Here is a 26,597-nt window from a genome sequence, read left to right on the forward strand (position 1 = left end):
TCGACACGGGTCCGGGCCGGCACGGCGAGGGAGACCACGGCACTGCGCCGCCACCGGAGCGGCGGCCGGACGCCGACGCGGTCTCGCGGCGGGGCGGTCCTGGTACGGCGGGGGTAGGCGACGCGGTCGGCACGGTCGGCGGCGTCGACGTAGAAGTCCAGCAGCCGCCGCAGGACGTCGGCGCGCTCCCGGTCGGTGTCGTCGGCGCGGGACCTGGAGTGGCCGTACTCCCGCAGCAGGTCGTGGAACTGGTACCGGTCCGGAACCGGTTCGCGCAGCAGATGGCAGGCCAGCAGCGACTCCAGCATCCGTTCCGCGGCGGTGGGGCCGAGGCCCAGTGCGGCGGCCGCCGACTCCGTCGTGAGGTCCGGGCCGGGGTGCAGGCTGAGCCGGCGGAACGCGGCGCGCTGCTCCTCCGTGAGGGTCTGGTACGTCAGGTCGAAGGCGCGGACCATCTCCTTCTCCGTGTCCCGGATCTCGCCCAGCCTGCCCTCCGCGCGGGTCAGGCGGTCGGCGAGGGTGGTGAGCGTCCAGGCCGGATGGGCGCGGAAACGGCCCGCCACCAGCTCGATGGCGAGCGGGAGACGGCCGCATAATCGCACGATCAGGGCGGTCTGCCCGGCGTCCTGGGTGCGTTCTCGGCCGGCGAACGCGCGGAACAGGGCGATGGCGTCGTCGTTCGGCAGCACGTCCAGCGGGATGTGCCGGGCGTGCGGCAGACCGGGCAGGTGGCGTCGGCTGGTGATGATCGTCAACGAGGGCGAGCCGCCCGGCAGCAGCGGGCGGATCTGCGCGGCGCTCACCGCGTCGTCGAGGACGATCACCGCCCGGCGCCCGGCCAGCATGGTCCGCCACAGCGCGGTACGACCCTCCAGCTCGACGGGGATGGTCTCCGCCGGGGCGCCCAGCAGTCTGAGCAGCGTGGCCAGGGCGGCCCCGGGCCCCAGCGGATCGCCGGCCGGGGAGTGGCCGCGCAGGTCCAGGTACAGCTGGGCGTCGGGGAACCGTTCCGCCAGCCGGTGCGCGCCGTGCACGGCCACGGCGGTCTTGCCGATCCCGGCCATGCCGCTGATGGTGCTGACGCACTCCAGGCTGATCACCGAGCCGTCCTCGGCCGCGGCCTCGACCGCGGCGCTCAGTGCCCGCAGTTCCGCCCGGCGGCCGACCAGCGGCGGCTGGTGCGGCAGGTTCCTCGGAGCGGACGGAGGCAAAAGGACAGGCGCAGGAACAGGAACAGGAACAGGAACAGGCGGGGCCGGGGGCGCGGTCTGCTGGGGCGAGGGTGGTTGTCTGCCCCGGACCAGGTCGGCGACCGGGGAGCGGTCGAGAATGCCGCGGTGGATGCGGTTCAGCTCGGCACCGGGACGGGAGCCGTACTGCGTCATCAGCAGCTGGCGGGTCTCCTGGTGCACCCGCAGCGCGTCGGTGTAGCGGTTGCCGCCGTAGTACGCCAGCATCAGCTGGCCCGCCAGGGTCTCGTCGCCCGGATGCCGGTCGACGAGCGCGCGCAGCTCCGCGGTCACCTCCGCGAACCGGCCCAGCCGCAGGGCGGCCGCGATCCGGGAGACGGTGGCGGCCAGCCGCCGTTCCGCCAGCGTCCGGCGCACGGTCCCGGGCCACTGGCCGGGCAGCCCCGCCAGGGCCTCGCCCCGCCACAGGCGTTCGGCGCGCTCCAGCACGGCGGCCGTCCGTTCGTCGTCACCGCTCGCGGCGAGGACGCCGGCCCGGGTCACCAGATGCCGGAACCGGTGCCAGTCGACGTGTTCGCGGTCGGCCTCCAGCGTGTAGGTGTGGGCCCGGCTGACGATGCGGGGCGCGGGGCCGGGCGACGGGCCGGCCGGCCGCAGCCGCCTGCGCAGCCGCGAGACATAGCTGTGCACGCTCTCGCGGGCACGCGCCGGAGGTTCACCGTCCCAGAGCCGGTCCACGAGCACGTCCAGCGCCACGGGCCGGCCCACGTCCAACGCCAGCAGGGCCAGCAGGGCGCGCTCCTTGTCCGATCCGAGTTCCACCCGCCGACCGTGCACCCGGAGCCCCACCGGGCCCAGTAGCTGGAAATCCATCAGTGCCTCCCGCTGGTCCGACCACGTCGACGAACTGTGCAGAGGGAATCGGGCATGTCATGGAGCGACGAGCATGACAGGGAGCGGAGGGTGTTTCCAGGTGCGGCCGCGTGCTGGCCGAAAGGTGGCTCTGCCGCGCGGCGGGCCCGCGCGGTCCGCATCGTCCGGGGTGCGGCGCGGGTAGGACCGACTGGACCGAGGGAACGGGCGACCGGCCGGGGGGCGGACACCATGAGCGCGGCGGGGCAGGACGGCGGAGCGAGCCGGAGCCGCAATTCCATCGGCGGATCGGCCCGGTTCAACGGACCCACCGTCCAGGCCCGCGACATCCACGGCGGCGTCCGGATCGAGAGCGCCCCGCCTCCGCCTCCGCCGACGCCGCGCCAACTGCTGCCCGTACCGGCACACTTCACCGACCGCCAGGACGAACTGGCCGCCCTGGACCGGCTCCTCGCTCGACATGCGGACGCCGGCTCCACCCAGCCGCTGATCGTGGTCAACGGCCCGGCCGGCATCGGCAAGACCACCCTGGTCTCGCGATGGCTGCGACGGCACCGGTCCGACTTCCCCGACGGGCAGTTGTACGCCGACCTGCGCGGACACGTGGCGCACGGACCGGCCGACGGACCGGCGGACGGGCCGGCGGACCCCGGTGACGTGCTCGGGCGGTTCCTGCGGTCGCTCGGCGCCTGGGCCGTGCCGGTGGAACTGGCCGAAGCGGCGTCGTTGTGGCGTTCCGTCACCACGGACCTGCGGATGGCGGTCATGCTGGACAACGCCTTCTCCGCGGCGCAGATCCGGCCGTTGTTGCCCGGCGGACCCGGTGGCCTGGTCGTGGTGACCAGCCGGCACCGACTGACCGGACTGCGGCTGGACGGGGCGGAGTTCCACCGGCTGCGGGCGCTCGGGCCCGACGCGGGAATGGAGTTGTTCATCCGAGGCGCGGGCGAGGACCGCGTATCGGATCAACTGCCCGCCGTCCGGCAGGTCGTCGATCTCTGCGCGGGCCTGCCCCTCGCCGTGTGTCTCGCCTCCGCCCGGCTCGCCGCCCGCCCGAGACAGCCGGTCGCCGCACTCGCGGACGCGCTCACGCCCGACGCCGGCCGCCTGGCCGCGCTGGAAGTCGAAGGGGAAGCCACCGTGCGCAAGGCCCTGGACGCGTCGTACGCGGTGCTGGGCCCCGAGGCGGCCCGGACGTACCGGGCGCTCGGCCTGCTGCCCCTGCCCGACTTCGACGTCCGGACGGTCGCCGCGGCCTGCGCGGAGTCCCTGGAGTGGGCGGAACACCGGCTGGACGAACTCGTCGAGGCCAATGTGCTCGAGGAGATCGGCCCGGACACGGTGCGCTTCCACGACCTGGTCCGCGTCCACGCCCACGACCGGGCGACGGCGACCGACACCGAAGCAGACCGCGAGCGCGTGCTCCGGCGGGTCGCCGACTGGTATCTGAAGACCGCCACCGAGGCGCAACGCCGCATCACACCGGCCCAGTTGACCCTCCCCCGGGACTACGCCCACCCGTCCCGGCTGACCGTCCCCTTCACGGACGAGGCCGGGGCGCTGCGCTGGCTGGACGACCGGCGCGCCCACCTCATGGCGGTCCTGCGCCTGGCGGCCGAGCGTGACTGGCACGCCACGGCCTGGCAACTCGTGGACGCCATGTGGCCGTTGTTTCTCCGGCTGCGCCACTACGACCTGTGGATCGAGGCCCACCGCATCGGCCTGGAAGCCGCCCGCAGGGACGGACACCGCGAGGCCGAACGGCAGATGCTCAACTCCGGGGCCATCGGTCTGAGCGCCGCCCGCCGGCTGGACGACGCCGCCGAGTGGTACACGGCCTCCCTGCGTGCTGCCCAGGAGGCCGGTGACGCGCGGGACGAGGGGCAGGCACTGCTCGGCCTCGGCGGCTGCCACTACGAGGCGGGACGTTACGCGGAAGCCGTGCCGTACCTGAACCGCGCGGTGACGACCTGGGAGGAGTGCGGCTACCGGCGCGGAGTCGCCCTCGCCCGAGTCGTGCTCGGCGAGGTCGCCCTCGCCCGGCGCGATCCCGAGCGGGCCGTCGCCTGCTTCGCCCGGGCCCGGACCGAGCTCCTCGCCGTGTCCGACCCGCATGACGCGGCCCGCGCCCTCGCCTTCCTCGGCCGGGCCCGCGCCCGGACCGGCGACCACGAGACGGGAACCGCGCAACTGGCGCAGGCGCTGGCGGTGTTCACGGCCTCCGGAGCCGTCCACTGGCAGGCCCGCACCCTGGAGATGCTCGGCGACACCGCGCGTGAACGGGGCGAGGACCCGGCCGCCGACGACTTCCACCGCCGGGCCCTCGCCCTGTACGAGACCACGAGCCCGGCGGACGCACGCCGGATGCGGGGTTCGTAGGCGCCCTCGCAGGCACCGCCTCCTCATGTGCCGTGCAGCACCCGGATGTCCTGGATCGACCCCAGCGTGTGTCCCGTCGCCAGCCAGGCGTGCAGACAGGACGCGAGCAGCGGCTGGTCGGGCCGCACCCGGTGGGCCAGCGGCACCGCCGTCCGGGTCCTCCCCCCGGCCACCGCCCAGCCGCCCGCGGCCAGCGGCGCCGCCACCAGCCGGCATCCCGGATGAGCGGCCGCGATGTCGTCCAGCCGGCGTGCCGCGTCGGCGAACGCGCGCGGGTGCCGGTCATGCAGCACGTCGGCACAGACGGCGGGCCACCGGCTCCCGGGACGGAGCGCGGCCTCCGCGGCGACGTGCTCGTCCGTGGCGTCCGTGGCGTCCGTGGCGTCCGTGGCGTCCGTGGCGTCCGACGGGCCGTCGGCAGCCGGCGCCGTGCGGCCGACGCGGGCCAGCAGGTCGTAGTGCTTCCCGGACGACCGCACGCGGAGCCACAGGTCCGGCACGGCGTCCTGGCGGACGATCCCGGCGTGCCGCCGCGGCGTCTCCAGACGGACCGAGACGATACGCATCACGCCGGAACCTCCCGGTGTCCGCGCGCCCACGCCGTCAGTGACGGCGGCTCCGGCAGGGCGGCCGTCTCCGGCTCGTGAGCGGGCCGGCCCAGGCACAGCAGGCGGTACATGAGCCGCCGCATGTTGCGGTTGAAGCGGCCGGGCTCCGAGGTGATGCGCGCCGCGATCGCCGCGTACTCCTCCCGGCGGTATTCGTCAGCCGCGTAGTGCAGCTGGCCGAGGAGCGGATGGGCGGGGGACAGGAACGGCGCGGTCACGGCGAGCGCGGCGGCGGGCGAGGCGGGGTTGATCTCCCGCTCCGGCGCGCTCGCCAGCAGGATGGGCGCGCCGGTGAGCGTGCCGTACAGCGTCACCGAACCGTGGTCGCCGATGATCCAGTCCGCCGCGATCAGGACACTGCGCCAGTCCGCCTCCGGGGGCACGAGCGTGACACCCCGCCCGGCGCAGCGCGCCAGCCACGCCCTGACCTGCCAGGGACCGTGCCCCGACCACACGTTGGGATGAACCAGGACGACGCACCGGAACCGGCCGGGGGGCAGTTCCGCCACGAGCCGCGGCAGCAGGGCGTCGAGTCGGCCGAAGGACGAGCGAGTGCCCCACGTCGAGACCACGACCACCAGTTTCTCGTCGTCCGCGAGGCCCAGGGCCCGGCGGTAGTCCGCGCGCAGCGGCAGGCTCGCCGCGATCCGGTCGTGCACCGGGTCCCCGACGACGTGGGCGAGCGGGAGCGCCTCCGGGCAGTGCCGTGCCAGGACGGCCAGTTCGGCGTGGTGGGGCACCACGACGGCGGCGGGCAGCCGGCCCCCGGGGGCGAGGTCCTGCCGACGCAGCCCGGCCACACCGGTGTGCGGCCCCGAGTCCAGACGCTTGAGATATCCGGCGCCGTGCGGCAGCGTGATCAGCGGGGCGGAGATCCGCTCGACGCCGCGCGGCCCGGCCGCCAGGGCCAGGTCGAACGTCATCCGCACGGCCTCGTCCCAGGGCAGCACCGCGCCGCCCAGCAGCTGCAGGAAGCGCGGCACCTCGTCCCCGAAGACGTGCGGCGGGGCGGTGAACACCACCTGCACCCGGAAGTCCGCCTCCAGCAGCGACAGGACGTCTACCAGCCGCTTTCCGTAGGTGAGGGTGTGTACGACGACCAGCACCGTCTTGCGCTCGACGAGCGTCAGCCACTCGCGGCCCTCGGCCGACGCCTCCGTGCCTTTCCGCAATGCCGACATGATGTCCCCCGTTGTCCGTGCGGGCCCGGCTCGGCCCGTTCGGCGAGCCTCTGCCCCCGCCGGTGGACGGAAGACCTGCCGGGACCTTGCGGAAACCTTGCAGCGGGCCGCTCGGCGTGCCGACCGCTGGGTCCCACGGCCGCGGCAGCCCTCGTCAGGCGGAGCTCGCCGGTGCGGCCGTGGTGCCGCGGACCTCCAGCGCCGGTGTGGCGAGGTCGACCCGTGCGGGGCGGTCCGGGGCGTCGATGCGCTCCAGGAGGCGCTGGGCGGCCCGTCGGCCCACCTCGTGGCCGGCGTTGTCGACGGTGGTCAGCCACAGGTGCCGCAGGCGGGAGAGGTAGGTGTTGTCGTACCCGACGAGGGAGAGGTCGCGGGGGACCCGCAGGCCGCTCTCCTCGGCGGCGGACAGGGCGCCGACGCAGGCCATGTCGTTCACCGCGAACACGGCGGTGGGCCGCCGCGTGCGGCTCAGCAGCCGGACGGTGGCCCGGTAGCCGCCCTCCTCGGTGAGGTCGCCCTGCTCCACGACCGCCGTGGCGGCCAGCCCGTGCTCGCGCATGGTGGCCACGAAGCTGCGGCGGCGCAGGTCGCCGACCGCGCCCCGGCCGGCGATGTGGGCGATGTGCCGGTGGCCGAGGGCGATCAGGTGCTCGGTGGCCAGGCGGGCACCGAGCTCGTCGTCGCCCGCGATCAGGTCCACGCCGGGCAGCACCGGTTCGCGGGTGCCGGCCACGACGGTGGGGACCCGCCCCGCGGCGACGCGCAGCGCCCCCGGGTCGTGCAGGGTACCGACCGCGACCAGGCCGTCGACGCGCAGTTCGGCGAAGGTCCGGGTGAGGTCCTCCCCGAGGCGCCGGTTGAGGTGGCCGTCGGCCAGCAGCGTGTGCAGGCCGCTGTCGTACAGGCGGGAGTTCAGGCCGTCCAGCAGTTCCACGAACCAGGGGTTGCGCAGGTCGTTCAGGAGCACGCCGACGGTGCGGGTGCGCCGCTCGCTGAGGCTGCGCGCGGCCGCGTTGGGCCGGTAGCCGAGCTCCTCGACCGCGGCGAGCACCGCCGCCCGCTTCTCCGGCCGCACGCCTTTGGCGCCGCGCAGCACGAGCGAGACCAGGGACTTGGAGACGCCGGCCCGCGCGGCGACGTCACGGATGGTCGGAGCGGTCATGGTGTGGACCGTTCCATAGGCAGCGTCGTGCTGTAAAGCCCCTGACGCCCCACCCACAGGCGCTTGACATCTCACGGAAGCGCCAACCATGGTGATTCCAAGCTTTTGGATCGGTCCAAAGAAGGGCTGTCATGGTGAATACGCTCGGCGTCGCCGTCGTGGGGTTCGGCTGGATGGGGCGGGTGCACACGCAGGCGTACAGCCGCCTGCCGCACCACTTCCCCGAGCTGCCGCTGCGGCCGGAACTGGTCGCCGTCGCCGACGAGGTGCCCGGCCGCGCCGAGGAGGCCGCGCGGCGCTACGGCTTCGCGTCCGCGCACCGCGACTGGCGCGAGATCGCCGCCGATCCGCGGGTGGCGGCGGTGAGCATCACCGCCCCCAACTTCCTGCACCGCGAGATCGGCGTGGCGATGGCCGAGGCGGGCAAGCACATCTGGATCGAGAAGCCGGTGGGCCTGACCGCCGAGGACGCCCGCGCCGTCGCCGGCGCCGCCGCCGCGGCGGGCGTGCACGGCACGGTCGGCTTCAACTACCGCAACGCGCCCGCCGTCGAGGCGGCCCGCGAGTTGATCGCCGCCGGCGGGATCGGCGCCGTCACCCATGTGCGCATCCGGCTGTTCAGTGACTACGCCGCCCACCCCGACGGCGCCCTCACCTGGCGCTACGAGCGCCGGCGCGGCGGCAGCGGAGTGCTGGGCGACCTCGCCTCGCACGGCGTGGACCTGGCCCGGTACCTGCTCGGCGACATCGCGTCCCTGACCGCCGACACGGCCGTCTTCGTCCCCGAGCGGGCCCGACCGGCCGGCGCCACCGCCGGGCACACCAGGGCGGCCGGCGGCGAGCTCGGCCCGGTCGAGAACGACGACTACGTCAGCTGCCTGCTGCGCTTCGCCTCCGGCGCCCGCGGCGTCCTGGAGGCGTGCCGGGTCTCCGTCGGCGAGCAGAACAACTACGGCTTCGAGATCCACGGCACCACCGGAGCCCTCTTCTGGGACTTCCGCCGCATGGGCGAACTCGGCGTCAGCCGCGGCACCGACTACCAGGACCAGCCCGTCACCACCCGCTACGTCGGCCCGGGCGACGGCGAGTACGCCGCGTTCCAGCCCGGCTCGGCCAACGCCATGGGCTACGACGACCTCAAGGTCGTGGAGGCCCGCCACTTCCTGCGCTCCATCGCCGAGGGCGGCGCACACGGGGCGACACTGGACGACGCGGTCGCGAGCGCGGTGGCACTCGACGCCATGACGCGCTCCGCCGAACGGGGGACCTGGGTCACTCTGGACTGAGCCCACGAGACCCCGGAAACCCCAGGTCAAGGGCGTACGGGCGGGTGCGGGACAGGCCACGTCGGCCGAGAAAAACGCATGGACCGCGTCAGCGGGCCCGCGGGACACTTCGAGGCCTTGCGGCGGCACGTGGCGGGCTGCCGTACGACGTCTCGGGGTGGTCATGGGATCGGCTGAATCACAAGCGCCGGGCAGGGGCTCGGTGCTGCTCGCACTGCGGTACTACGGACGGGAGCTGACCCGGCTGAGGTGGCTCACGCTGCCGGCGATGCTGTTGCCGGCCCTCGGCAACATCGGCATCAACTACCTCGCGCCGCTGGCCGTCGCGAAGCTCGCCGGACGCATCGCCGACGGCGCGAGACTCACCCTCCACGCGGCGCTGCCCTACGTCCTCGCCTTCGCCGGCGTGCTGCTGCTCGCGGAGGCGCTGTGGCGCGTCGGCCTGCACTGCCTCAACCGCCTCGACGCCCTCGGCATCGAGCACCTGTACGTGGTCGGCATGGACGAACTGTTCGCGAAGGACGCCGCGTTCTTCCACGACAACTTCGCCGGGTCGCTGACCAAGCGGGTGCTGAGCTTCGCCTCCCGCTTCGAGGTGTTCGTCGACACCGTCGCGTTCCAGATCGTGGGCAGCCTGGTGCCGCTGGTGTTCGGGTCGGTGGTGTTGTGGCGCTACGACCCGTGGCTCGTCGTCGGGCTGCTGGTGATGATCACCGTCACGGCGCTGTGCGTGGCGCCCCTCATCCGGCGCCGTCAGGCGCTGGTGCGCCGGCGCGAGGAGGCGATCGCGCGGGTGTCAGGGCATGTCGCCGACAGCCTGATGAACATGGACACCGTCCGGGCGTTCGCCGCAGAGGAACGCGAGGCCGCCGAGCACCGCTCCCGCGTGGCGCACTCCCGGCGCCTGACGCTGAAGTCGTGGGACTACGGCAACCTGCGCATCGACACCCTGGTCGCGCCGCTGTCCGTGCTGACCAACGCGCTGGGCCTGCTGCTCGCGATCGCGCTCGGCGGGGGCGGCCACAGCGTGGAGGCGGTCGTGGTCGCCTTCACCTACTACACCAACGCGACGCGGATCATGTTCGAGTTCAACCAGATCTACCGGCGCCTGGAGAGCGCCATGACGGAGGCCGCGCAGTTCACCGAGCTGCTGCACACCCCGCCGACCGTCCTCGACCCGCCGTCGCCGCAGCCCCCGCCGACCCGGGCCGCCGACATCCGCTTCGAGCGCGTCACCTTCGCCCACGCGGGCGCCGAACCGCTCTTCGAGGGCCTGGACCTGGATGTACCCGGCGGGGCGCGGATCGGCCTGGTCGGCAGGTCCGGCGGCGGCAAGTCCACCCTCACCCGGCTGCTGCTGCGGATGACGGACATCGACGCCGGCCGGATCCTGATCGGGGGCCGCGACATCAGCCGGCTCCGCCAGGCCGACCTGCGCGGCCTGATCGCCTACGTGCCGCAGGAACCGGCGATGTTCCACCGCACGCTGCGGGAGAACATCGCCTTCGCCCGACCGGACGCCACCGACGCCGAGATCCGCGCCGCGGCCGAGGCGGCGCACGTCACGGAGTTCGCCGACGCGCTGCCGGAGGGCCTGGAGACCATGGTCGGCGAACGCGGCGTCAAGCTGTCCGGCGGCCAGCGCCAGCGCGTCGCGCTCGCCAGGGCGATCCTGCGCGACGCGCCGATCCTGCTGCTGGACGAGGCGACCAGCGCCCTGGACTCGGAGAGCGAGGTCCTGGTCCAGGAGGCGCTGTGGCGGCTGATGGAAGGGCGGACGGCGCTCGTGGTGGCGCACCGGCTCAGCACGGTCGCCGCCATGGACCGGCTCGTCGTCCTGGACCGCGGCCGGATCGTGGAGCAGGGCACCCACCAGGAACTGCTCGCGCGGGACGGCGCCTACGCGAGGCTGTGGCAGCACCAGTCGGGCGGCTTCCTCGACGACAGCCCCGGCGCCTCCGTCACGGTCTGACCCGGCGCATCCGCCACGGTCCGACCAGGCGCGGGAAGTCGGACGTCACGGTCCGACCAGGCGCGGGAAGTCGGACGTCACGGTCTGACCAGGAGCTGGAAGTCGAACGCGTACCGGGAGGCGCGGTAGATGTGCGTCCCGTACTCGACCGGCCGGCCGGTGTCGTCGTACGCGGTGCGCTGCATGGTCAGCAGGGCGGCGCCCTCCTTCTCGTCGAGACGGGCGGCCTCCTCGGCGGTGGCGCAGCGGGCGCCGACGGTCTGCCGGGCGCTGTGCAGGGTGATGCCCGCGGTGCGCATCAGCCGGTACAGGCCCGTCGACTCCAGCCGAGCGGTGTCGAGTTCGAGCAGGGAGGCGGGCAGGTAGTTGCACAGGAACGCCACCGGATGGCCGTGCGTGCTGCGCAGCCGCTCCAGGACGACGACCTCGCCGCCCTCCGCGACACCGAGCGCGGCCGCCACCTCGGCGGACGCCGGCTGGTGCTCGTGGCGCAGCACCTCGGTGGTCGGCCCCTGCCCGGCCGCCTCCAGGTCGTCGTAGAGGCTGCTGAGCTCCAGCGGGCGCTTGACCTGGCTGTGCACCACCTGGGTGCCGACGCCCCGGCGGCGCACCAACAGCCCCTTGTCGACCAGGGACTGGATCGCCTGGCGGACGGTGGGCCGGGACAGGCCCAGGCGGCCGGACAGGTCGACCTCGTTGCCCAGCAGGTTGCCCGGGGCGAGGACCCCGTGCTCGATCGCCGCCTCCAGCTGCTGCGCGAGCTGGTAGTACAGCGGCACGGGACTGCCCCGGTCCAGGGCGAAGTCCAGCGATTCGAGCGCGGCGGCGTTCGTGGCGCGTGCGGAGCCACTGGTCCTCGCCATGGCCGTACCTCCCTGTGATGGTGTGTCAGGAGTGGCAGGGGAAACCGAAGGGCCTCATCCGAACGGGGAGTTCAGAGGTGGCGGCGGCGGTCGGCGACCTGGCGGTCGTACACCTCGCGGGCCCGCACCGCGGCCTCGCGGGAGGCGGTCTCGGCGACCGGCACGTCCCACCAGGCCTCGGCCGGGGGAGCGGCCGGGCCGGCGGTGCCGGTCTCGACGTACACGCACGTCGGCCGGTCGGAGGCGCGGGCCGCGGCGAGCGCCGTGCGCAGCTCGCCGACCGTCCTGGCGCGCAGCACGTCCATGCCGAGGCTGCCCGCGTTGGCGGCCAGGTCGACCGGGAGCGGGTCGCCGGTGAAGGTGCCGTCGGCGGCGCGGTAGCGGTAGGCGGTGCCGAAGCGCTCGCCGCCGACGCTCTCCGACAGGCCGCCGATGGAGGCGTAGCCGTGGTTCTGGATGAGCAGCAGGTTGACCGGCAGGCCCTCCTGCACGGCCGTGACGATCTCGGTCGGCATCATCAGGTAGGTGCCGTCGCCGACCAGCGCCCACACCGGGGTGCCGGGCGCGGCCTGCTGGACGCCGATCGCGGCCGGGATCTCGTAACCCATGCACGAGTAGCCGTACTCCAGGTGGTACTGGCGCGGACTGCGCGCCCGCCACAGCTTGTGCAGGTCGCCGGGGAGCGAACCGGCCGCGTTGATCACCACGTCGTCGTCGCCGACGACCGCGTCCAGCGCGCCGAGCACCTGCGTCTGGGTGGGCACGGCGCTGTCGTCGTCCGAGCGGTAGGCGGCCTCCACCACCCGCTCCCAGCGCTCCTTGCCGGCCCGGTACCCGGCCTCGTAGCCGGCGTCGACGCGGTGCCCGGCGAGCGCCTCGGTCAGCCGCTCCAGACCGGCCCGCGCGTCGCACACCACCGTCCGCGCGGCCAGCTTGTGCGCGTCGAACGCGGCGATGTTGAGGTTGACGAACCGCACGTCCGGGTCCTGGAAGAGGGTGCCGGAGGCGGTGGTGAAGTCCGTGTACCGGGTGCCGACGCCGATCACCAGGTCGGCGGTGCGGGCGATGTCGTCGCAGACGGCCGTGCCGGTGTGGCCGATGCCGCCGAGGTCGGCGGGGTGGTCGTGGCGCAGCGAGCCCTTGCCCGCCTGGGTGGAGGCGACGGGGATGCCGGTGGCGTCCACGAGCGCCTTCAGCGCCTCCTCGGCCTCGCTGTGGTGGACGCCGCCGCCCGCGACGATCAGCGGGCGGCGCGCCGCGCGGATCGCGTCGACGGCCGCGGCGAGCTCGGCCGGGTCCGGCGCGGGCCGCCGCACGTGCCACACGCGCTCGGCGAAGAACTCCTCCGGCCAGTCGTACGCCTCGGCCTGCACGTCCTGGGGCAGGGCCAGCGTCACCGCGCCGGTCTCGGCCGGGTCGGCGAGGACGCGCACGGCGTTCAGCGCCGAGGGGATCAGCGCCTCGGGGCGGGTGACGCGGTCGAAGTACCGGGAGACCGGGCGCAGGGTGTCGTTGACGGAGACGTCGGCCTCGGTGGGGTGCTCCAGCTGCTGCAGCAGCGGATCGGCGGCGCGGGTGGCGAAGTAGTCGCCGGGCAGCAGCAGGACCGGCAGCCGGTTGACGGTGGCCAGCGCGGCGCCGGTGACCAGGTTGGTGGCGCCGGGACCGATGGAGGTGGTCACGGCCTGCGCGGACAGGCGGTTGAGCTGCCGGGCGTGACCGACGGCCGCGTGCACCATGGCCTGCTCGTTGCGGCCCTGGTGGTACGGCATCACCGCGTCCGGTCCGATGCCCGCCTCCAGGAGGGCCTGCCCGAGGCCCGCCACGTTGCCGTGCCCGAAGATGCCCCAGGTGCCGGCGATCAGCCGGCGCCGTACGCCGTCGCGCTCGGTGTACTGGACGGACAGGAAGCGCACCAGGGCCTGCGCGACGGTCAGGCGGCGGGTGGGGGTGCTCATCAGGACTTCTCCGGTGCCGTGTAGAGGGGGAGGCGGGGGTCGACGGGCTGGTCCGGCCAGGTGCCGCGGATCCAGGCGTGATCGGGGTGGTCGCAGATCAGCCAGGCGCGCTCGGCTTCGGGACCCGCCATGACGTTGAGGTAGTACATGTGGTGGCCGGGCACCGCCATCGACGGCCCGTGCCAGCCGTCCGGGATGAGGACGACGTCGCCGTCGCGCACCTCGGCCAGGACGTCGGTGCCCCGGCCGTGGCCGGAGGGCGAGACCCGCTGGTAGCCGAGGCCGGGGGTGGCGTCGTGGGCGGCGAACTCGAAGTAGTAGATCTCCTCGAGCACCGACTCCTCGCCGGGGCGGTGCTCGTCGTGCTTGTGCGGCGGGAACGACGACCAGTTGCCGCCCGGGGTGATCACCTCGACCGCGATGAGCTTGTCGCACTCGAAGACGCCGGCCGCGCCGAAGTTGTTGACCTGGCGGCTGCTGTTGCCGGTCCCGCGCAGTTCGACGGGCACCGAGGAGGCGGGCCCGTAACGGGCGGGCAGCCGGCGGGTGCAGCGCGCCCCGGTGAGCGCGAACCGCCCGCCGCCGGGGGACGAGACGGTCACCCGGGCGTCCCGCGGCACGTAGGCGAAGTCGCTGACGGCCGTGAACACGCTGTCGCGGCCGGTGAGTTCGAAGGTGTCGTGGCCGAAGTCGTCGTCGGCGGCGACGGTGCAGCCGCCGGACAGCGGCAGCACGATCCACTCGCTCTCCCCCGTCTCGAAGGTGTGCGTGCCGCCCGGCGGCAGCCGGAGCACGCGCAGGCTGGAGTAGCCCCAGCCGGCCTTCTCGGGGGTGACGTCCACGGCGTACGGGCCGCTGCCGGCCTTTCCGGCGGGAAGGTGATACGTCATCGGTTCCTCCGGGTCACGACGGGCGGATCGGCGGGCGCGGCACAGGTCCCGGCACGGGGCGCAGCACAGGCCGTGGCACGGGGTGCGGCACAGGGCATCGCACGGCGCTCGGCACGGGGCGCAGCACAGGTCCCGGCACGGGGCACCGCACGACGGCGCTTCACAGCAGCCCCACGGCCGTGTCGACCGCGCTCTCCACGCTGCCCTCGGCCGGGTACAGCAGCGAACGGCCGACGACCATGCCCATGACGGTGGGCAGCCGCAGGGCCTTGCGCCAGCGTTCGTAGGCGCCTTCCTGGTCGTCGCCGACCTCGCCGCCGAGCAGGACGGCCGGCAGGGTGGACGTCTCCAGCACCTCGCCCATGTCGTCGGGGTTCTCGGTGACGGGCAGTTTCAGCCAGGTGTAGGCGGAGGTGCCGCCCAGCCCCGAGGCGATGGCGATGGACCGGGTGACGGCCTCGGCGGACAGGTCGTTGCGCACCCGGCCCTCGACACGGCGGGAGACGAAGGGCTCCACGAACAGCGGGAGCCGGTGCGCGGCCATCGCGTCGACGGCGCGGGCGGCCGACTCCAGCGTGGTCAGCGACCCCGGGTCGTCGTAGTCGACGCGCAGCAGCAGCTTGCCGGCGTCGAAGCGGAGCCGGGCGATGTCCTCGGCGCGGTGGCCGGTGAAGCGGTCGTCCATCTCGAAGGCCGCGCCGGCCAGGCCGCCGCGGTTCATGGAGCCCATGACGACCTTGTTCTCCAGCACGCCGAGCAGCAGGAGGTCCTCCAGGATGTCGGCGGTGGCCAGCACCCCGTCGACGCCGGGCCGGGACAGCGCCGTGCAGAGACGCTCCAGCAGGTCCGCCCGGTTGGCCATGGCCAGGCGCCGGTCGCCCACGCCGAGGGCGCCGCGCGCCGGGTGGTCGGCGGCCACGATCATGAGGCGGCCGCTGTCGCCGAGCAGGGGCCGGCGCACCCGGCGGGCGGCGGCCTCGGCGACGGCCTCGGGGTGCCGGGCCCTGACCGAGACGAGGTCGGGGATGCTGATGGTCAAGACGAAAGCTCCGTTCGGGGAGTTCAGGCGGCGGCGCGGGCGAGCAGGTCGCCGACCTCCGCCGCGGTCGGCATCGCGGAGGAACAGGCCAGCCGGGAGGCGACGAGGGCGCCGGCGGCGTTGGCGTACCGCATGGTCTTCTCCAGCGTCCAGCCGGACAGCAGCCCGTGGACCAGCGAGCCGCCGAACGCGTCGCCCGCGCCGAGGCCGTTGGCGACCTCGACGGGCACCGGCGGGACCTCGGCGGTGGTGCCGTCGCGGTGCACGGCGAGCACCCCCTCGGGCCCCTGCTTCACCACCGCCAGCTCCACGCCCGCCGCCAGCAGCGCCGCCGCGCAGGCGCGCGGCTCGCGGACACCGGTGGCGATCTCGCACTCGTCGAGGTTGCCGACCGCGACCGTGGCGTGGCGCAGGGCCTTCGCGTAGTACGGGCGGGCCTCCTCGGCGTCGCGCCAGAACATCGGGCGCCAGTCCAGGTCGAAGACCGTGGTCCCGGCCCTGCCGCGGGCCTCGAGCGCGGCGAGCGTGGCGGAGCGGCTGGGCTCCTCGCTCAGCCCGGTGCCGGTGATCCACAGGACGCGGGCCGCGCGGATGGCGGAGAGGTCCAGTTCACCGGCGTGTATCTCCAGGTCAGGGGCCTTGGGCTGCCGGTAGAAGTACAGCGGGAAGTCGTCCGGCGGGAAGATCTCGCAGAACGTCACCGGTGTCGGGTAGGCGTCCACGGGCGTCACCCAGCGGTCGTCGACACCGAACTCCTGAAGCGCCCGGTGCAGATAGGCGCCGAAGGGGTCGTTCCCGGTGCGGCTGATCAGCGCGGTGCGCCGGCCGAGCCTGGCGGCGGCGACCGCCACGTTCGCGGCCGAACCGCCGAGGAACTTGCCGAAGGTCTCCACGTGCGAGAGGGGCACGCCCGACTGCATAGGATAGAGATCGACTCCGAGACGGCCCATAGTGATCAAGTCGAAGGACTGGACGACGGACTCCAACGGCTCAGCCATGCGCGACGCTCCTCAAGCTGTGCTGGGGACGCGGGGGCCCGTGGGCCTCCCGCCTCCCAGGTGTAGGCCGCCGTGGCCGACGCTGTCAATAGTTTGTACGGACATTCGGACCTGTAAGTGAAATGATGTCTTAACAAAGTATTGACAGCGAGCGCGCCAAGGGATTGGATCCCGTCCCAGCACGACCGCCGCTTCCGCGGCTCACGACCCGGAGCTGCACCGCAGGTCCGGGCCCCGGATCCCGACGATCCGCCGGCATTCCCCGTCTCCCCCCGTCGCACAGTGAGGTGCAGGACAGATGGAACGCTCTTCTCTCTCCCGCAGACTGGCCCCCGCGGTGGCCCTGGCAGCTGCGGCGGCACTGACCGTCGCGGGCTGCTCCAGCAGCTCCGGCGGCAAGAAGGCCGAGGAGAGCGCGGACGGCGCCTCCGCGGGCAAGGCCACCACGCCCCGCATGACGGTCGCCCTGGTCACCCACCAGTCGCCCGGTGACACCTTCTGGGACATCGTCCGCAAGGGCGCCGAGGCCGCCGCCGCCAAGGACAACATCAAGCTCGTCTACTCCGCGGACCCGAGCGCCGGCGCCCAGGCCACTCTGGTCCAGAACGCCATCGACCAGAAGGTCGACGGCATCGCCATCACCCTCGCCAAGCCCGACGCCATGAAGGACGTCGTGTCCAAGGCGACCCAGGCGAACATACCCGTCGTCGGCCTCAACTCCGGGGTCAGCGACTGGAAGAAGCTCGGCCTGATGGAGTTCTTCGGCCAGGACGAGACCGTGGCCGGCGAGGCGTTCGGCAAGAAGCTCAACGAACTCAAGGCCAAGCACGCCGTCTGCGTCGTCCAGGAGCAGGGCAACGTCGGCCTGACCCAGCGCTGCGACGGCCTGAAGAAGACCTTCTCCGGCAAGACCGACGTGCTGTACGTCAACGGCACCGACATGCCGTCCGTGAAGTCGACCATCACCGCCAAGCTCAAGCAGGACAAGTCCATCGACTACGTCGCCACCCTCGGCGCCCCGTTCGCGCTGACCGCGGTGCAGTCGGTGTCCGACGCCGGCAGCAAGGCCAAGATCGCGACCTTCGACCTGAACAAGGACCTGACCGGCGCCATCAGCAAGGGCACCATCCAGTTCGCCGTGGACCAGCAGCCCTGGCTCCAGGGCTACCTGGCGATCGACTCGCTGTGGCTGTACAAGAACAACGGCAACTACATGGGCGGCGGCGAGCAGCCCGTGCTGACCGGTCCCGCCTTCGTGGACAAGTCCAACGTCGACGCGGTCGCCAAGTACGCCGCGAAGGGCACTCGGTGATGAGCATGACCCAGGACGCCGAGCCGGCGGTGACCACACCGCCGGCCTCCGGCCCCGGCAAGGAAACCGACGGGCGCACGGCCCGGCGCCCCCTGGCGCTCAGGCTGCTGGCCCGCCCCGAGGTGGGCGTCTTCCTCGGCGCCGTCGCGGTGTACGTGTTCTTCCTCGTCACCGCCCCGCCGGTGCGCGACGGATCCTCGATGGCGAACGTGCTCTACCAGTCGTCGACCATCGGCATCATGGCGCTTCCGGTGGCGCTGCTGATGATCGGCGGGGAGTTCGACCTGTCGTCCGGTGTCGCCGTGATCACCTCGGCGCTGACCGCGAGCATGCTGAGCTACCAGCTGACCGTGAACGTCTGGGTCGGCGTGGTCCTCGCGCTCGCCGTGTCCCTCGCGGTCGGCTTCTTCAACGGCTGGATGGTGGTCAAGACCGGCCTGCCCAGCTTCCTGATCACCCTGGGCAGCTTCCTGATCCTGCAGGGCGTCAACCTCGCGGTGACCAAGCTGGTCACCGGCAACGTGGCCACCGACGACATCAGCGACATGGACGGCTTCGACCAGGCGAAGAAGATCTTCGCGTCGACCTTCGAGGTCGGCGGTGTCCAGGTCAAGATCACCGTGGTCTACTGGCTGGTCTTCGCGGCCCTGGCCACCTGGGTGCTGCTGCGCACCAGGTACGGCAACTGGATCTTCGCCGTCGGCGGCAACAAGGAGTCCGCGCGGGCCGTCGGCGTGCCCGTGAACTTCACCAAGATCTCGCTGTTCATGCTGGTCGGCTTCGGCGCCTGGTTCGTCGGCATGCACCAGCTCTTCACCTTCAACACCGTGCAGTCCGGCGAGGGTGTGGGCCAGGAGCTGATCTACATCTCCGCGGCCGTGATCGGCGGCTGCCTGCTGACCGGCGGCGCCGGCTCGGCGATCGGCCCGGTCTTCGGCGCCTTCATGTTCGGCATGGTGCAGCAGGGCATCGTCTACGCCGGCTGGAACCCCGACTGGTTCAAGGCGTTCCTCGGCGCGATGCTCCTCGGCGCGGTGCTGATCAACCTGTACATCCAGCGCACGGCGACCCGGAGGTGACCGACATGACGACAGCCGACGAAGCCGGCACCCACGGCGCCATCATCGCCGACACCGCCGCCGACGACGGAGACGGAGCGATCGTCGAACTGCGCGGCGCGGGCAAGTCCTACGGCAACATCCGCGCCCTGCACGGCGTCGACCTGAAGGTGTACCCCAGCCAGGTCACCTGCGTGCTCGGCGACAACGGCGCCGGCAAGTCCACCCTCATCAAGATCATCTCGGGTCTGCACCAGCACACCGAGGGCGAGTTCCTCGTCGACGGCGCCCCGGTGCGCTTCAGCACCCCGCGCGAGGCGCTCGACAAGGGCATCGCCACCGTCTACCAGGACCTCGCGGTCGTCCCGCTGATGCCGGTGTGGCGCAACTTCTTCCTCGGCTCGGAGATGACCAAGGGCCCCTGGCCGCTGCGCCGCCTCGACATCGAGAAGATGAAGAAGACGGCCGACCACGAACTGCGCGAGATGGGCATCGTCCTGGACGACCTGGAGCAGCCCATCGGCACCCTCTCCGGCGGCCAGCGCCAGTGCGTGGCCATCGCCCGCGCCGTCTACTTCGGCGCCCGCGTGCTGATCCTGGACGAGCCGACCGCCGCCCTCGGCGTCAAGCAGTCCGGCGTGGTGCTGAAGTACATCGCCGCCGCCCGCGACCGCGGCCTCGGCGTCATCTTCATCACCCACAACCCCCACCACGCCTACATGGTCGGCGACCATTTCAGCGTGCTGCGCCTGGGCACCCTGGAGATGTCCGCGTCCCGCGACCAGGTCAGCCTCGAGGAACTCACCAACCACATGGCCGGCGGCGCCGAACTCGCCGCGCTCAAGCACGAGCTCGCGCAGGTCCGCGGAGTCGACGTCGAGGAACTCCCCGAAGAGGACGCCCTCACCGCACCCGGCGCGGCCGCATCCGAAGGGAAGTCCTGACATGCCCGCTGCGCTGGACCGCATCCGGGTCGGCTCCGCCCCCGACTCCTGGGGCGTCTGGTTCGCCGACGACCCCCTGCAGGTGCCCTGGGAACGCTTCCTGGACGAGGTCGCCGAGGCCGGCTACTCCTGGATCGAGCTCGGCCCCTACGGCTATCTGCCGACCGACCCGGCCCGGCTCACCGACGAGGTGAACAAGCGGAACCTGAAGGTCTCCGCCGGCACCATCTTCTGCGGACTGCACCGCGGCCCCGCCGAATGGGACGGCACCTGGGAGCAGGTCAGCCGGGTCGCGGCGCTCACCCAGGCCATGGGCGCCGAGCACCTGGTCGTCATCCCGTCCTTCTGGCGGGACGACAAGACCGCCGAGATCCTGGAGCCCCCGGAGCTGACCGGCGAGCAGTGGGCCCACCTCACCAAGGGCATGGAACGGCTCGGCCACGAGGTGAAGGAGACGTACGGCCTCGACATCGTCGTGCACCCGCACGCCGACACCCACATCGACACCGAGGCGCACGTCGAGCGCTTCCTCGACTCGACCGACTCCGACCTGGTCAACCTCTGCCTGGACACCGGGCACTACGCCTACTGCGGCGGCGACAGCGTCAAGCTGATCGAGACCTACGGCGAACGCATCGGCTACCTGCACCTCAAGCAGGTCGACCCGGAGATCCTCGCCGACGTGCGGGCGAACGAGGTGCCGTTCGGCCCGGCCGTGCAGCGCGGCGTGATGTGCGAACCGCCCTCCGGCGTACCGGAGCTGGGTCCGGTGCTGGAGGCGGCGCAGCGGCTCGGCGTGGACCTGTTCGCGATCGTCGAGCAGGACATGTACCCGTGCGAGCCGGACAAGCCGCTGCCCATCGCGGTGCGCACCCGCAAGTTCCTGAGGTCCTGCGGCGCCTGACCGCCCGACCGCCCGAAGGGGAACGACCATGGCACAGCCCGGCACACTGCGCGTCGCCGTCGTCGGCACCGGCAGGATGGGCGCCGACCACGTCCGCCGTATCCAGGGGGTCACCAGCGGCGCCCGGGTGACCGCCGTCGTCGACGTCGACGCGGAACGCGCCAAGGCCGTCGCGGCCGGTATCGACGGCTGCACCCCGTACACCGATCCGGCCGCCGCGATGGCGGCGGCCGACGTCGACGCCGTGCTGATCGCCTCCCCGGGGCCCGCTCACGAGGCGGCCCTGCTGACGGCGTTCGCGCACGACCTGCCCGTGCTGTGCGAGAAGCCGCTCACCCCGGACGCGGCCTCCGCCCTGCGGGTGCTCGAAGCCGAGCAGTCCCTGGGCCGGCGCCGCGTCCAGGTCGGCTTCATGCGGCGCTACGACGCCGAGTACCTGAAGCTCAAGGCCCTGCTGGACAGCGGCCAGCTGGGCCGGCCGCTGCTGCTGCACCACCGGCACCGCAACGTCGCCTCCCCGCCCGGCTGGCGCAGCGAGATGCTCGTCAACGACTCCGTCGTGCACGAGATGGACGTCACGCGCTGGCTGCTCGGCCAGGAGATCAGGGCCGTGACGGTGCTGCGCCCGGCGCCGTCCGCGAACGCCCCGGACGGGATGCAGGACCCGCAGTTCGTGGTGTTCGAGACCGACGGCGGCGCGGTCGTCGACGTCGAGATCTTCGTCAACTGCGGCTTCGGCTACCAGGTACAGGCCGAGGCGGTCTGCGAACGCGGCACCGCCCGGATCGGCGACGGCCACGCCATGGTCACCAACATGGCGGGCCGCTGGGGCGGCACCATCGCCCAGGACTACCTCGACCGCTTCGCCGACGCCTACGACCGCGAGGTCCAGGCGTGGGTGGACGCCACCCGCCGCGGCGAGGTCACCGGCCCCAGCGTGTGGGACGGCTACGCCGCGGCGGCGGTCAGCGAGGCCGGCGTGCGCGCCCTGGAGCAGGGCGGCCGGGCCGAGGTGGAACTCGTGGAGCGGCCGCCACTGTACCGGTGACGCGCCGGACGCCCCCGGTCGAGCCGTCAGTGGCCGGCGGTGAAGCCCGCGAGGGGCCGGGTGAAGACGACCCGTGGCCGGCCGGGGCCGTTGTAGTCCTCCGCGACCCGGACGTCGAAGCCCAGGCTGCGGTGGAAGGCGAGGGAGCCCTCGTTGCCCACCGTGGTGATCGCCTTCAGCCGGACGGCGCCCTGCCGGCCGGCGGCCTCGGCGAAGGCCTCGTACAGGGCGCGGCCCAGCCCGGCGCCGCGGGCGTCGTCGCGGGTCGCGACCAGGTGCACGTACCCGGTGCCGCCCGGGGTGACGAAGCCGATCAGGTAGCCGAGGACGCCGTCGTCCGACCGGGCGACCAGGCAGGTCCGCCCGAACTCGTGCACCAGCGGCAGCAGATGCAGCGCCCGCAGATCACGCTCGCCCCAGTAGCGGGCGTGATCGTCGAGGGCCTGCTGGATGTCGGCGACCTGCGCGGGGACGATCCGGGCGACAGCCGTGGCGTCGGTCACGCGGGCGCCGGTCACTCGGCCGTCGGTCACGCGGGCGCCGGTCGTGCGGTCGCCGGTAGTGCGGTCGGTCATCCGGCTGTCCGTCCGGCGTCCGTGCGCGGCCGGGGTGCGAAGCCCGCGGCCCGGTAGCAGTCGTCGATCAGCGTCATCGTCGCCACCGCGTCGTCCGCGTCCAGCGGCAGCGGCACGCCGTCGCGTACCCGCGCGGCGAAGGCGTCCAGCTGGTAGGCGTACGACGACCGGGTGCCGAGCCGTTCCGTCCGCTCGCCGTCCGCGGTGCGCACCACGACCCGGTCGTCCCGGTGCGGCAGCACGAAGTTCGGGGCGGCCGCCTCACCGCGGCTGCCGACGATCCGGCAGCTCATCTCCAGCTCCCCGTAGGCCATGTGGCAGCGCGCGGAGGCGGTGGCCCCGCCGGGGAAGGCCAGTTCGGCGTCCAGCCACTCGTCGACGCCGGGCGCGCCCCCGCGTTCGCCGCCGCGCGCGGAGACGAGCCGTGGCGCGCCGCCCGCGAGGGGCGCGAGCATCCGCGCGGCGTGCAGGGCGTAGCAGCCCAGGTCCATCAGGGCGCCGCCGGCCAGCGGCAGCGACCAGCGCGGGTCGCCGTCCGGCGGGGCGGGCGTCGCGACCAGGGCCTCGAACCTCAGCAGCTCGCCCAGTTCGCCGCTCGCCAGGATCTCGTGCAGCCGGCGGGTGACCGGGTGGAAGAGGTAGTGGAAGCCTTCCAGGAAGACCGTCCCGGCCTTCGCGGCGGCCTGCCGCACCTCGGCGGCCTCCGCGGCGTCGCTCGCCGACGGCTTCTCGGTCAGGACGTGCTTGCCGGCCGCGAGGGCGGCGAGGTTCCACGGCCCGTGCAGGCCGTTGGGTAGCGGGTTGTAGACCACCTCGACCTCGGGGTCGGCGAGCAGGTCGGCGTACGAGCCGAGCACCCGCTCCACGCCGTGCTCCGCGGCGAAGGACGCGGCCCGGGAGCGGTCCCGGGCCGCCACCGCGACGAGGCGGTGGCCGCCGGCCCGGGCCGGGTCGGCGAGCGCGCGCCCGGTGATCCGCGCGGCTCCCAGTATTCCGATGCGCAGGGGCTCCCGGTCCGGTCCGCTCATGCCGTGCGTTCCTCCTCGGTCGTGGCGGGAGTGTCCTCCCGCCGTGTCGGTGTGCCGTACGCCGCCGGGAAGCGGCGGCGGACGAGGTCCTGGGCGTGCGCGACGACGCACTCGACCAGTTCGAAGGCGGGCAGGCCGCCGACATGGTACGTGCGCATCCGGCCCTGCAGCGCCGCGAGCCGGTCCAGGGCGCCGGCCGCCAGGTCGTCGCCGCCGAAGTGCGGCATGAACGCCCACCGGCGCCGCAGGTGCACCCGCTCCAGCCGGCCGCCCAGCTCGGCGATGTCGTCCGGCAGCAGCGCGGCGACGTCCTCGGGACGGCCGTAGGAGTAGAAGGTCCGCACGTCGCTGCCGGGGTAGCGGTGGTGGTACGACACGCAGTGGCCGGCCGCCCCGCGGGTCGCCGTGTGGCGGTCCAGGAAGTAGAAGGCGTCCTCCGGCAGGCCGGGGGCGGTGGCGAGGGTGGTGTGGTAGGCGTTGCTGCGCATCCGGGCGGCGAGGTCGCGTTCCTCCTCGGTGGCGTCCAGGACCGGCAGGATCCGGTCCAGGGGGACGGCCAGCACCAGGTCGTCGGCGTCCACCGGGCCCCCGTCGGTGTGCACCCGTACCCCGTCCGCGCGCCGCTCGACCGACCCGACCCGCACCCCGCACCGCACGTCTTCCAGCCCCTCGGCGACGCGGCTCCACAGGGTGGCGAACCCGCCGACGACCGTGAACGTGCCCGCGTGTCCGAGCAGTTCCGGCCCGTCGGACAACAGCCCGGTCATCTCGGCGTACTTGACGAAGTACAGCGCGGGCACGGCGTCGTCGAGGTGGCCGTAGCCGGCCGCCGTGTACCCGGTGCCGAACGATTCGGCCATGGACCACAGGCGGTGCTCGGCGAGCCATTGGGCGACGGGAGCGGCGAGCGCCTTCGCGGAATGGGCGAGCCCGGGTTCGGCGATGCGCGGGAACTCGCGCTCGCGCAGCGCCCGGTAGCGGGCGAACGCCTCGTCGCGCAGGAACGGCATCGTCTGCCGGCTCGCGGTGCGCTCCGCGACGTTCAGGACGCGGTAGCGGGTGGTGCGCTCCGTCTTGACGCCCAGCTCGGTCACCAACTCCGCAACCCGCTCGTACCGGTTGGTGCAGATGTGGCCGCCCAGGTCGTAGGCCAGGCCGTCGACGTGCACGCTCCGGCACTTGCCGGCCACGTCGTCCAGCTCCTCCAGGACGGTCACCCGGTGTCCGGCGCGCTCCAGTTCCCGGGCGGCGGTCAGACCGCCGGGACCCGCGCCGACCACGACCACGCTGCGCGGGCCGGGGCCGGGTAACTCGTCGCGTACGAGGGCAGGTCGGTGGACGGCGTGGCCGCTGGTCATGGTCGTCGCTCCTCGGTCGGTGGTGCGTGGACGGTCTCGTGGTCGCCGTGCGGGCGGACCACAAGACCGTAGACGCACTCCGGGAGCGCGGCCACGCCGCCCCGGCCTCAGCCGGCGCGCACCTCGGCGAGCGTCACCGGCCGGTGCTCGTGCAGCGACAGGGTGCACGCCTCCGCGATCCAGCCCGCCTCCAGCGCGTCCGCGACCGTGCAGGGGGAGGTCCGGGTGCCGGCCACGACCTCGGTGAACGCGGTGAGTTCGGCGCGGTAGGCCTCGGTGAAGCGGTCCATGAAGAAGTCGTGCGGGGTGCCCGCGGGGAAGGTCACGCCGGGCTCGACGGAACGCAGCGGCAGCTTGTCCTCCAGGCCCACGGCGATGGAGTCCGTGAATCCGTGGATCTCCATGCGGACGTCGTAACCCCGGCCGTTGTGGCGGGAGTTGGAGACGACGGCGATGGTGCCGTCGTCGAGGGTGAGGATCGCGCCGGTGGTGTCGGCGTCGCCCGCCTGCTTGATGTAGTCGGCGCCCCGGTTGCCGCCGACGGCGTACACCTCGGTCACCTCGCGGCCGGTCACCCAGCGGATGATGTCGAAGTCGTGCACCGAGCAGTCGCGGAAGATGCCGCCGGAGGAGGCGACGTACGCGGCCGGCGGCGGCGCCGGGTCCAGGGTGGTCGACCGCACGGTGTGCAGCGTGCCCAGCTCGCCGCTGTGCACGGCGGCCCGCGCCGCGACGAATCCTGCGTCGAAGCGGCGGTTGTAGCCGATCTGGATCGGCACGTCGGCGCCCTCGACGGCCCTGAGGACCTCGACGCCCTCGGCCATGGTCTTCGCGACGGGCTTCTCGCAGAAGACGGGCACGCCGGCCTCGACCGCGGCCAGGATCAGGCCCGGGTGGGCGTCGGTCGCGGCGGCGATCACCACGCCGTCCACCCCGGCGGCCAGCACGGCCTCGGGGGAGTCCGCGACCTCGGCGCCGAACCGCTCGGCGGCGGACTTGGCGGCCTGGGCGAACGGGTCGGACACGACGAGCGAATCCACCGCGTCGAGTCCGGAGAGGGTCTCGGCGTGGAAGGCGCCGATGCGGCCGAGGCCGAGGATTCCGATGCGCATGGGGGTGTTGCTCCTTGGTTGCGGGGTGGTGCGGGGTGATGCGGTTCGTAGCGGGGCAGTGGGGCGGGAGGTCAGTCGAGTCCGCCGAGCACGTTCTGGTCCCAGTCGATCACCGATCCGGTGACCACGCCCGACCGGTCCGACAACAGGAGGACCACGAAGTCGGCGATCTCGTCCGGCTGGCCGAGCTTGCCCATCGGCAGCTTCGCGGCGGCCTCCTCGCGCCAGTCGTCCCCGGCGCCGTGGAACCTCTTCTGCGTCGCGTCCTCGCCCTCGGTCGCCGTCCAGCCGATGTTCAGGCCGTTGACGCGGATCCGGTCCCAGCGGTGGGCGTGCGCCGCGTTGCGGGTCAGGCCGATGAGACCGGCCTTGGCGGCGACGTACGGCGCGAGGAAGGGCTGCCCGCCGTGCGCCGACGACGTGATGATGTTGACGATCGTGCCCGGCGCCCCGCGGCTCAGCATGTCCGCCACCGCCGCCTGCATCGCGAAGAACGGCGCCCTGAGATTGATCGCGATGTGCTGGTCGAACAGGGCGGGCGTGGTGTCCAGGAGCGTGCCCCGGGAGGTGAGGCCGGCGGAGTTGACCAGGCAGTCGACCCGGCCGTACACCGCCACCACGTCGCCGACGGCGGACCGTGCCTGCTCGGCGTCGGACAGGTCGGCCCGTACGAAGGTGGCCTTGCCGCCGGCGGCGGTCAGCTCGGTCACCAGCGCCTCGCCCGGTGCCGTGCGCCGCCCGGTCACGGCCACGACCGCGCCCTCGCGGACCGCGGCCCGCGCGACGGCTGCGCCGACGCCCTGACTGCCGCCGTTGACGAGGACGACCTTGTCGTCGAGAAGTCCCATGAGGGGCAGGT

At 73.3% G+C, this 26,597-nt stretch carries 22 protein-coding genes; 8 read left to right on the plus strand and 14 right to left on the minus strand.

Translation table 11 applies throughout. The features are described from left to right. Window positions 1-2,012: BTAD domain-containing putative transcriptional regulator (locus AB0G63_RS11160; RefSeq protein ID WP_360747707.1), on the minus strand; the 2,012-nt coding region annotated here is incomplete at its 3' end. A gap of 282 nt (window positions 2,013-2,294) precedes the next feature. Between AB0G63_RS11160 and AB0G63_RS11165 the strand changes: the two genes are divergently transcribed. Next, the gene (locus AB0G63_RS11165) at window positions 2,295-4,442 is read left to right on the plus strand and encodes a tetratricopeptide repeat protein (RefSeq protein WP_360747710.1); all 2,148 of its coding nucleotides are present in this window, start codon (window positions 2,295-2,297) and stop codon (window positions 4,440-4,442) included. A 23-nt stretch (window positions 4,443-4,465) separates the two neighbouring features. On the opposite strand, the gene AB0G63_RS11170 is transcribed toward AB0G63_RS11165, so the two are convergent. From AB0G63_RS11170 to AB0G63_RS11180, 3 genes are all read right to left on the minus strand, one after another. After that, the gene (locus AB0G63_RS11170) at window positions 4,466-5,008 is read right to left on the minus strand and encodes a hypothetical protein (protein ID WP_360747713.1); all 543 of its coding nucleotides are present in this window, start codon (window positions 5,006-5,008) and stop codon (window positions 4,466-4,468) included. After that, a complete protein-coding gene (locus AB0G63_RS11175) occupies window positions 5,008-6,231 on the minus strand; it encodes a hypothetical protein (RefSeq protein ID WP_360747716.1) in 1,224 nt (407 codons plus the stop codon). The genes AB0G63_RS11170 and AB0G63_RS11175 overlap by 1 nt, the downstream gene beginning before the upstream one ends. Before the next feature lie 154 nt (window positions 6,232-6,385). Then, on the minus strand, window positions 6,386-7,393 hold the full coding sequence (locus tag AB0G63_RS11180) for a LacI family DNA-binding transcriptional regulator (protein WP_360747719.1): 1,008 nt from the start codon (window positions 7,391-7,393) through the stop codon (window positions 6,386-6,388). 131 nt (window positions 7,394-7,524) lie between these two features. Here AB0G63_RS11180 and AB0G63_RS11185 point away from each other — a divergent pair, with 131 nt between their 5' ends. After that, window positions 7,525-8,679, plus strand: coding sequence for a Gfo/Idh/MocA family oxidoreductase (locus AB0G63_RS11185; protein WP_360747722.1), 1,155 nt, complete (start codon window positions 7,525-7,527; stop codon window positions 8,677-8,679). A gap of 163 nt (window positions 8,680-8,842) precedes the next feature. Next, complete coding sequence (locus AB0G63_RS11190) at window positions 8,843-10,651, plus strand: ABC transporter ATP-binding protein (RefSeq protein ID WP_360747725.1); 1,809 nt, start codon at window positions 8,843-8,845, stop codon at window positions 10,649-10,651. 77 nt (window positions 10,652-10,728) lie between these two features. Here AB0G63_RS11190 and AB0G63_RS11195 read toward each other — a convergent pair whose 3' ends face one another. From AB0G63_RS11195 to iolC, 5 genes are all read right to left on the minus strand, one after another. Next, entirely contained in the window at window positions 10,729-11,514 is a 786-nt protein-coding gene (locus AB0G63_RS11195; protein ID WP_360747728.1) for a GntR family transcriptional regulator, read from the minus strand. A gap of 71 nt (window positions 11,515-11,585) precedes the next feature. Continuing rightward, window positions 11,586-13,472 carry a 3D-(3,5/4)-trihydroxycyclohexane-1,2-dione acylhydrolase (decyclizing) gene (gene iolD, locus AB0G63_RS11200; RefSeq protein WP_360747731.1) on the minus strand — a complete coding sequence of 629 codons (1,887 nt, stop codon included), beginning with the start codon at window positions 13,470-13,472 and terminating at the stop codon, window positions 11,586-11,588. After that, window positions 13,472-14,362 carry a 5-deoxy-glucuronate isomerase gene (iolB, locus tag AB0G63_RS11205; RefSeq protein WP_360747734.1) on the minus strand — a complete coding sequence of 297 codons (891 nt, stop codon included), beginning with the start codon at window positions 14,360-14,362 and terminating at the stop codon, window positions 13,472-13,474. The genes iolD and iolB overlap by 1 nt, the downstream gene beginning before the upstream one ends. A 160-nt stretch (window positions 14,363-14,522) precedes the next feature. Then, a complete protein-coding gene (locus tag AB0G63_RS11210; protein ID WP_360747737.1) occupies window positions 14,523-15,401 on the minus strand; it encodes a deoxyribose-phosphate aldolase in 879 nt (292 codons plus the stop codon). Window positions 15,402-15,424: 23 nt separating this feature from the next. Next, window positions 15,425-16,399, minus strand: a complete 975-nt coding sequence (gene iolC / locus AB0G63_RS11215; protein WP_360747740.1) for a 5-dehydro-2-deoxygluconokinase — start codon at window positions 16,397-16,399, stop codon at window positions 15,425-15,427. 298 nt (window positions 16,400-16,697) lie between these two features. On the opposite strand from iolC, the gene AB0G63_RS11220 reads away from it, so the two are divergent. From AB0G63_RS11220 to AB0G63_RS11240, 5 genes are read left to right on the plus strand one after another with little or no spacing between them, the layout of a single operon-like run. Then, complete coding sequence (locus tag AB0G63_RS11220; RefSeq protein WP_360747743.1) at window positions 16,698-17,711, plus strand: sugar ABC transporter substrate-binding protein; 1,014 nt, start codon at window positions 16,698-16,700, stop codon at window positions 17,709-17,711. Beyond that, entirely contained in the window at window positions 17,711-18,790 is a 1,080-nt protein-coding gene (locus AB0G63_RS11225; RefSeq protein ID WP_360747746.1) for an ABC transporter permease, read from the plus strand. Before AB0G63_RS11220 ends, AB0G63_RS11225 begins: the two co-directional genes overlap by 1 nt. Window positions 18,791-18,795: 5 nt before the next feature. Further along, window positions 18,796-19,713, plus strand: coding sequence for an ATP-binding cassette domain-containing protein (locus AB0G63_RS11230; protein ID WP_360747749.1), 918 nt, complete (start codon window positions 18,796-18,798; stop codon window positions 19,711-19,713). Window position 19,714: 1 nt separating this feature from the next. Then, on the plus strand, window positions 19,715-20,617 hold the full coding sequence (locus tag AB0G63_RS11235) for a sugar phosphate isomerase/epimerase (RefSeq protein ID WP_360747752.1): 903 nt from the start codon (window positions 19,715-19,717) through the stop codon (window positions 20,615-20,617). Between the two features lie 28 nt (window positions 20,618-20,645). Further along, a complete protein-coding gene (locus AB0G63_RS11240; RefSeq protein ID WP_360747755.1) occupies window positions 20,646-21,665 on the plus strand; it encodes a Gfo/Idh/MocA family oxidoreductase in 1,020 nt (339 codons plus the stop codon). 26 nt (window positions 21,666-21,691) lie between these two features. Here the strand turns inward: AB0G63_RS11240 and AB0G63_RS11245 are convergent, their stop codons facing one another. The 5 genes from AB0G63_RS11245 to AB0G63_RS11265 all read right to left on the minus strand — a co-directional run bounded on the left by AB0G63_RS11245 (window position 21,692) and on the right by AB0G63_RS11265 (window position 26,586). Then, window positions 21,692-22,240: a GNAT family N-acetyltransferase gene (locus AB0G63_RS11245; protein WP_360747758.1), complete on the minus strand. Its 549-nt coding sequence runs from the start codon at window positions 22,238-22,240 to the stop codon at window positions 21,692-21,694. Continuing rightward, on the minus strand, window positions 22,237-23,268 hold the full coding sequence (locus tag AB0G63_RS11250) for a Gfo/Idh/MocA family oxidoreductase (protein WP_360747761.1): 1,032 nt from the start codon (window positions 23,266-23,268) through the stop codon (window positions 22,237-22,239). Before AB0G63_RS11250 ends, AB0G63_RS11245 begins: the two co-directional genes overlap by 4 nt. Then, window positions 23,265-24,626 carry an FAD-dependent oxidoreductase gene (locus AB0G63_RS11255; protein WP_360747763.1) on the minus strand — a complete coding sequence of 454 codons (1,362 nt, stop codon included), beginning with the start codon at window positions 24,624-24,626 and terminating at the stop codon, window positions 23,265-23,267. Before AB0G63_RS11255 ends, AB0G63_RS11250 begins: the two co-directional genes overlap by 4 nt. A 107-nt stretch (window positions 24,627-24,733) precedes the next feature. Then, window positions 24,734-25,738 carry a Gfo/Idh/MocA family oxidoreductase gene (locus AB0G63_RS11260; protein WP_360747766.1) on the minus strand — a complete coding sequence of 335 codons (1,005 nt, stop codon included), beginning with the start codon at window positions 25,736-25,738 and terminating at the stop codon, window positions 24,734-24,736. Between the two features lie 71 nt (window positions 25,739-25,809). Beyond that, window positions 25,810-26,586 (minus strand): SDR family oxidoreductase, encoded by a 777-nt coding sequence (locus AB0G63_RS11265; protein WP_351899338.1) that lies wholly within the window; start codon window positions 26,584-26,586, stop codon window positions 25,810-25,812. Between the last annotated feature and the right edge of the window lie 11 nt (window positions 26,587-26,597).

Source organism: Streptomyces sp. NPDC020996 (assembly GCF_040641355.1).
Lineage (GTDB): Bacteria > Actinomycetota > Actinomycetes > Streptomycetales > Streptomycetaceae > Streptomyces.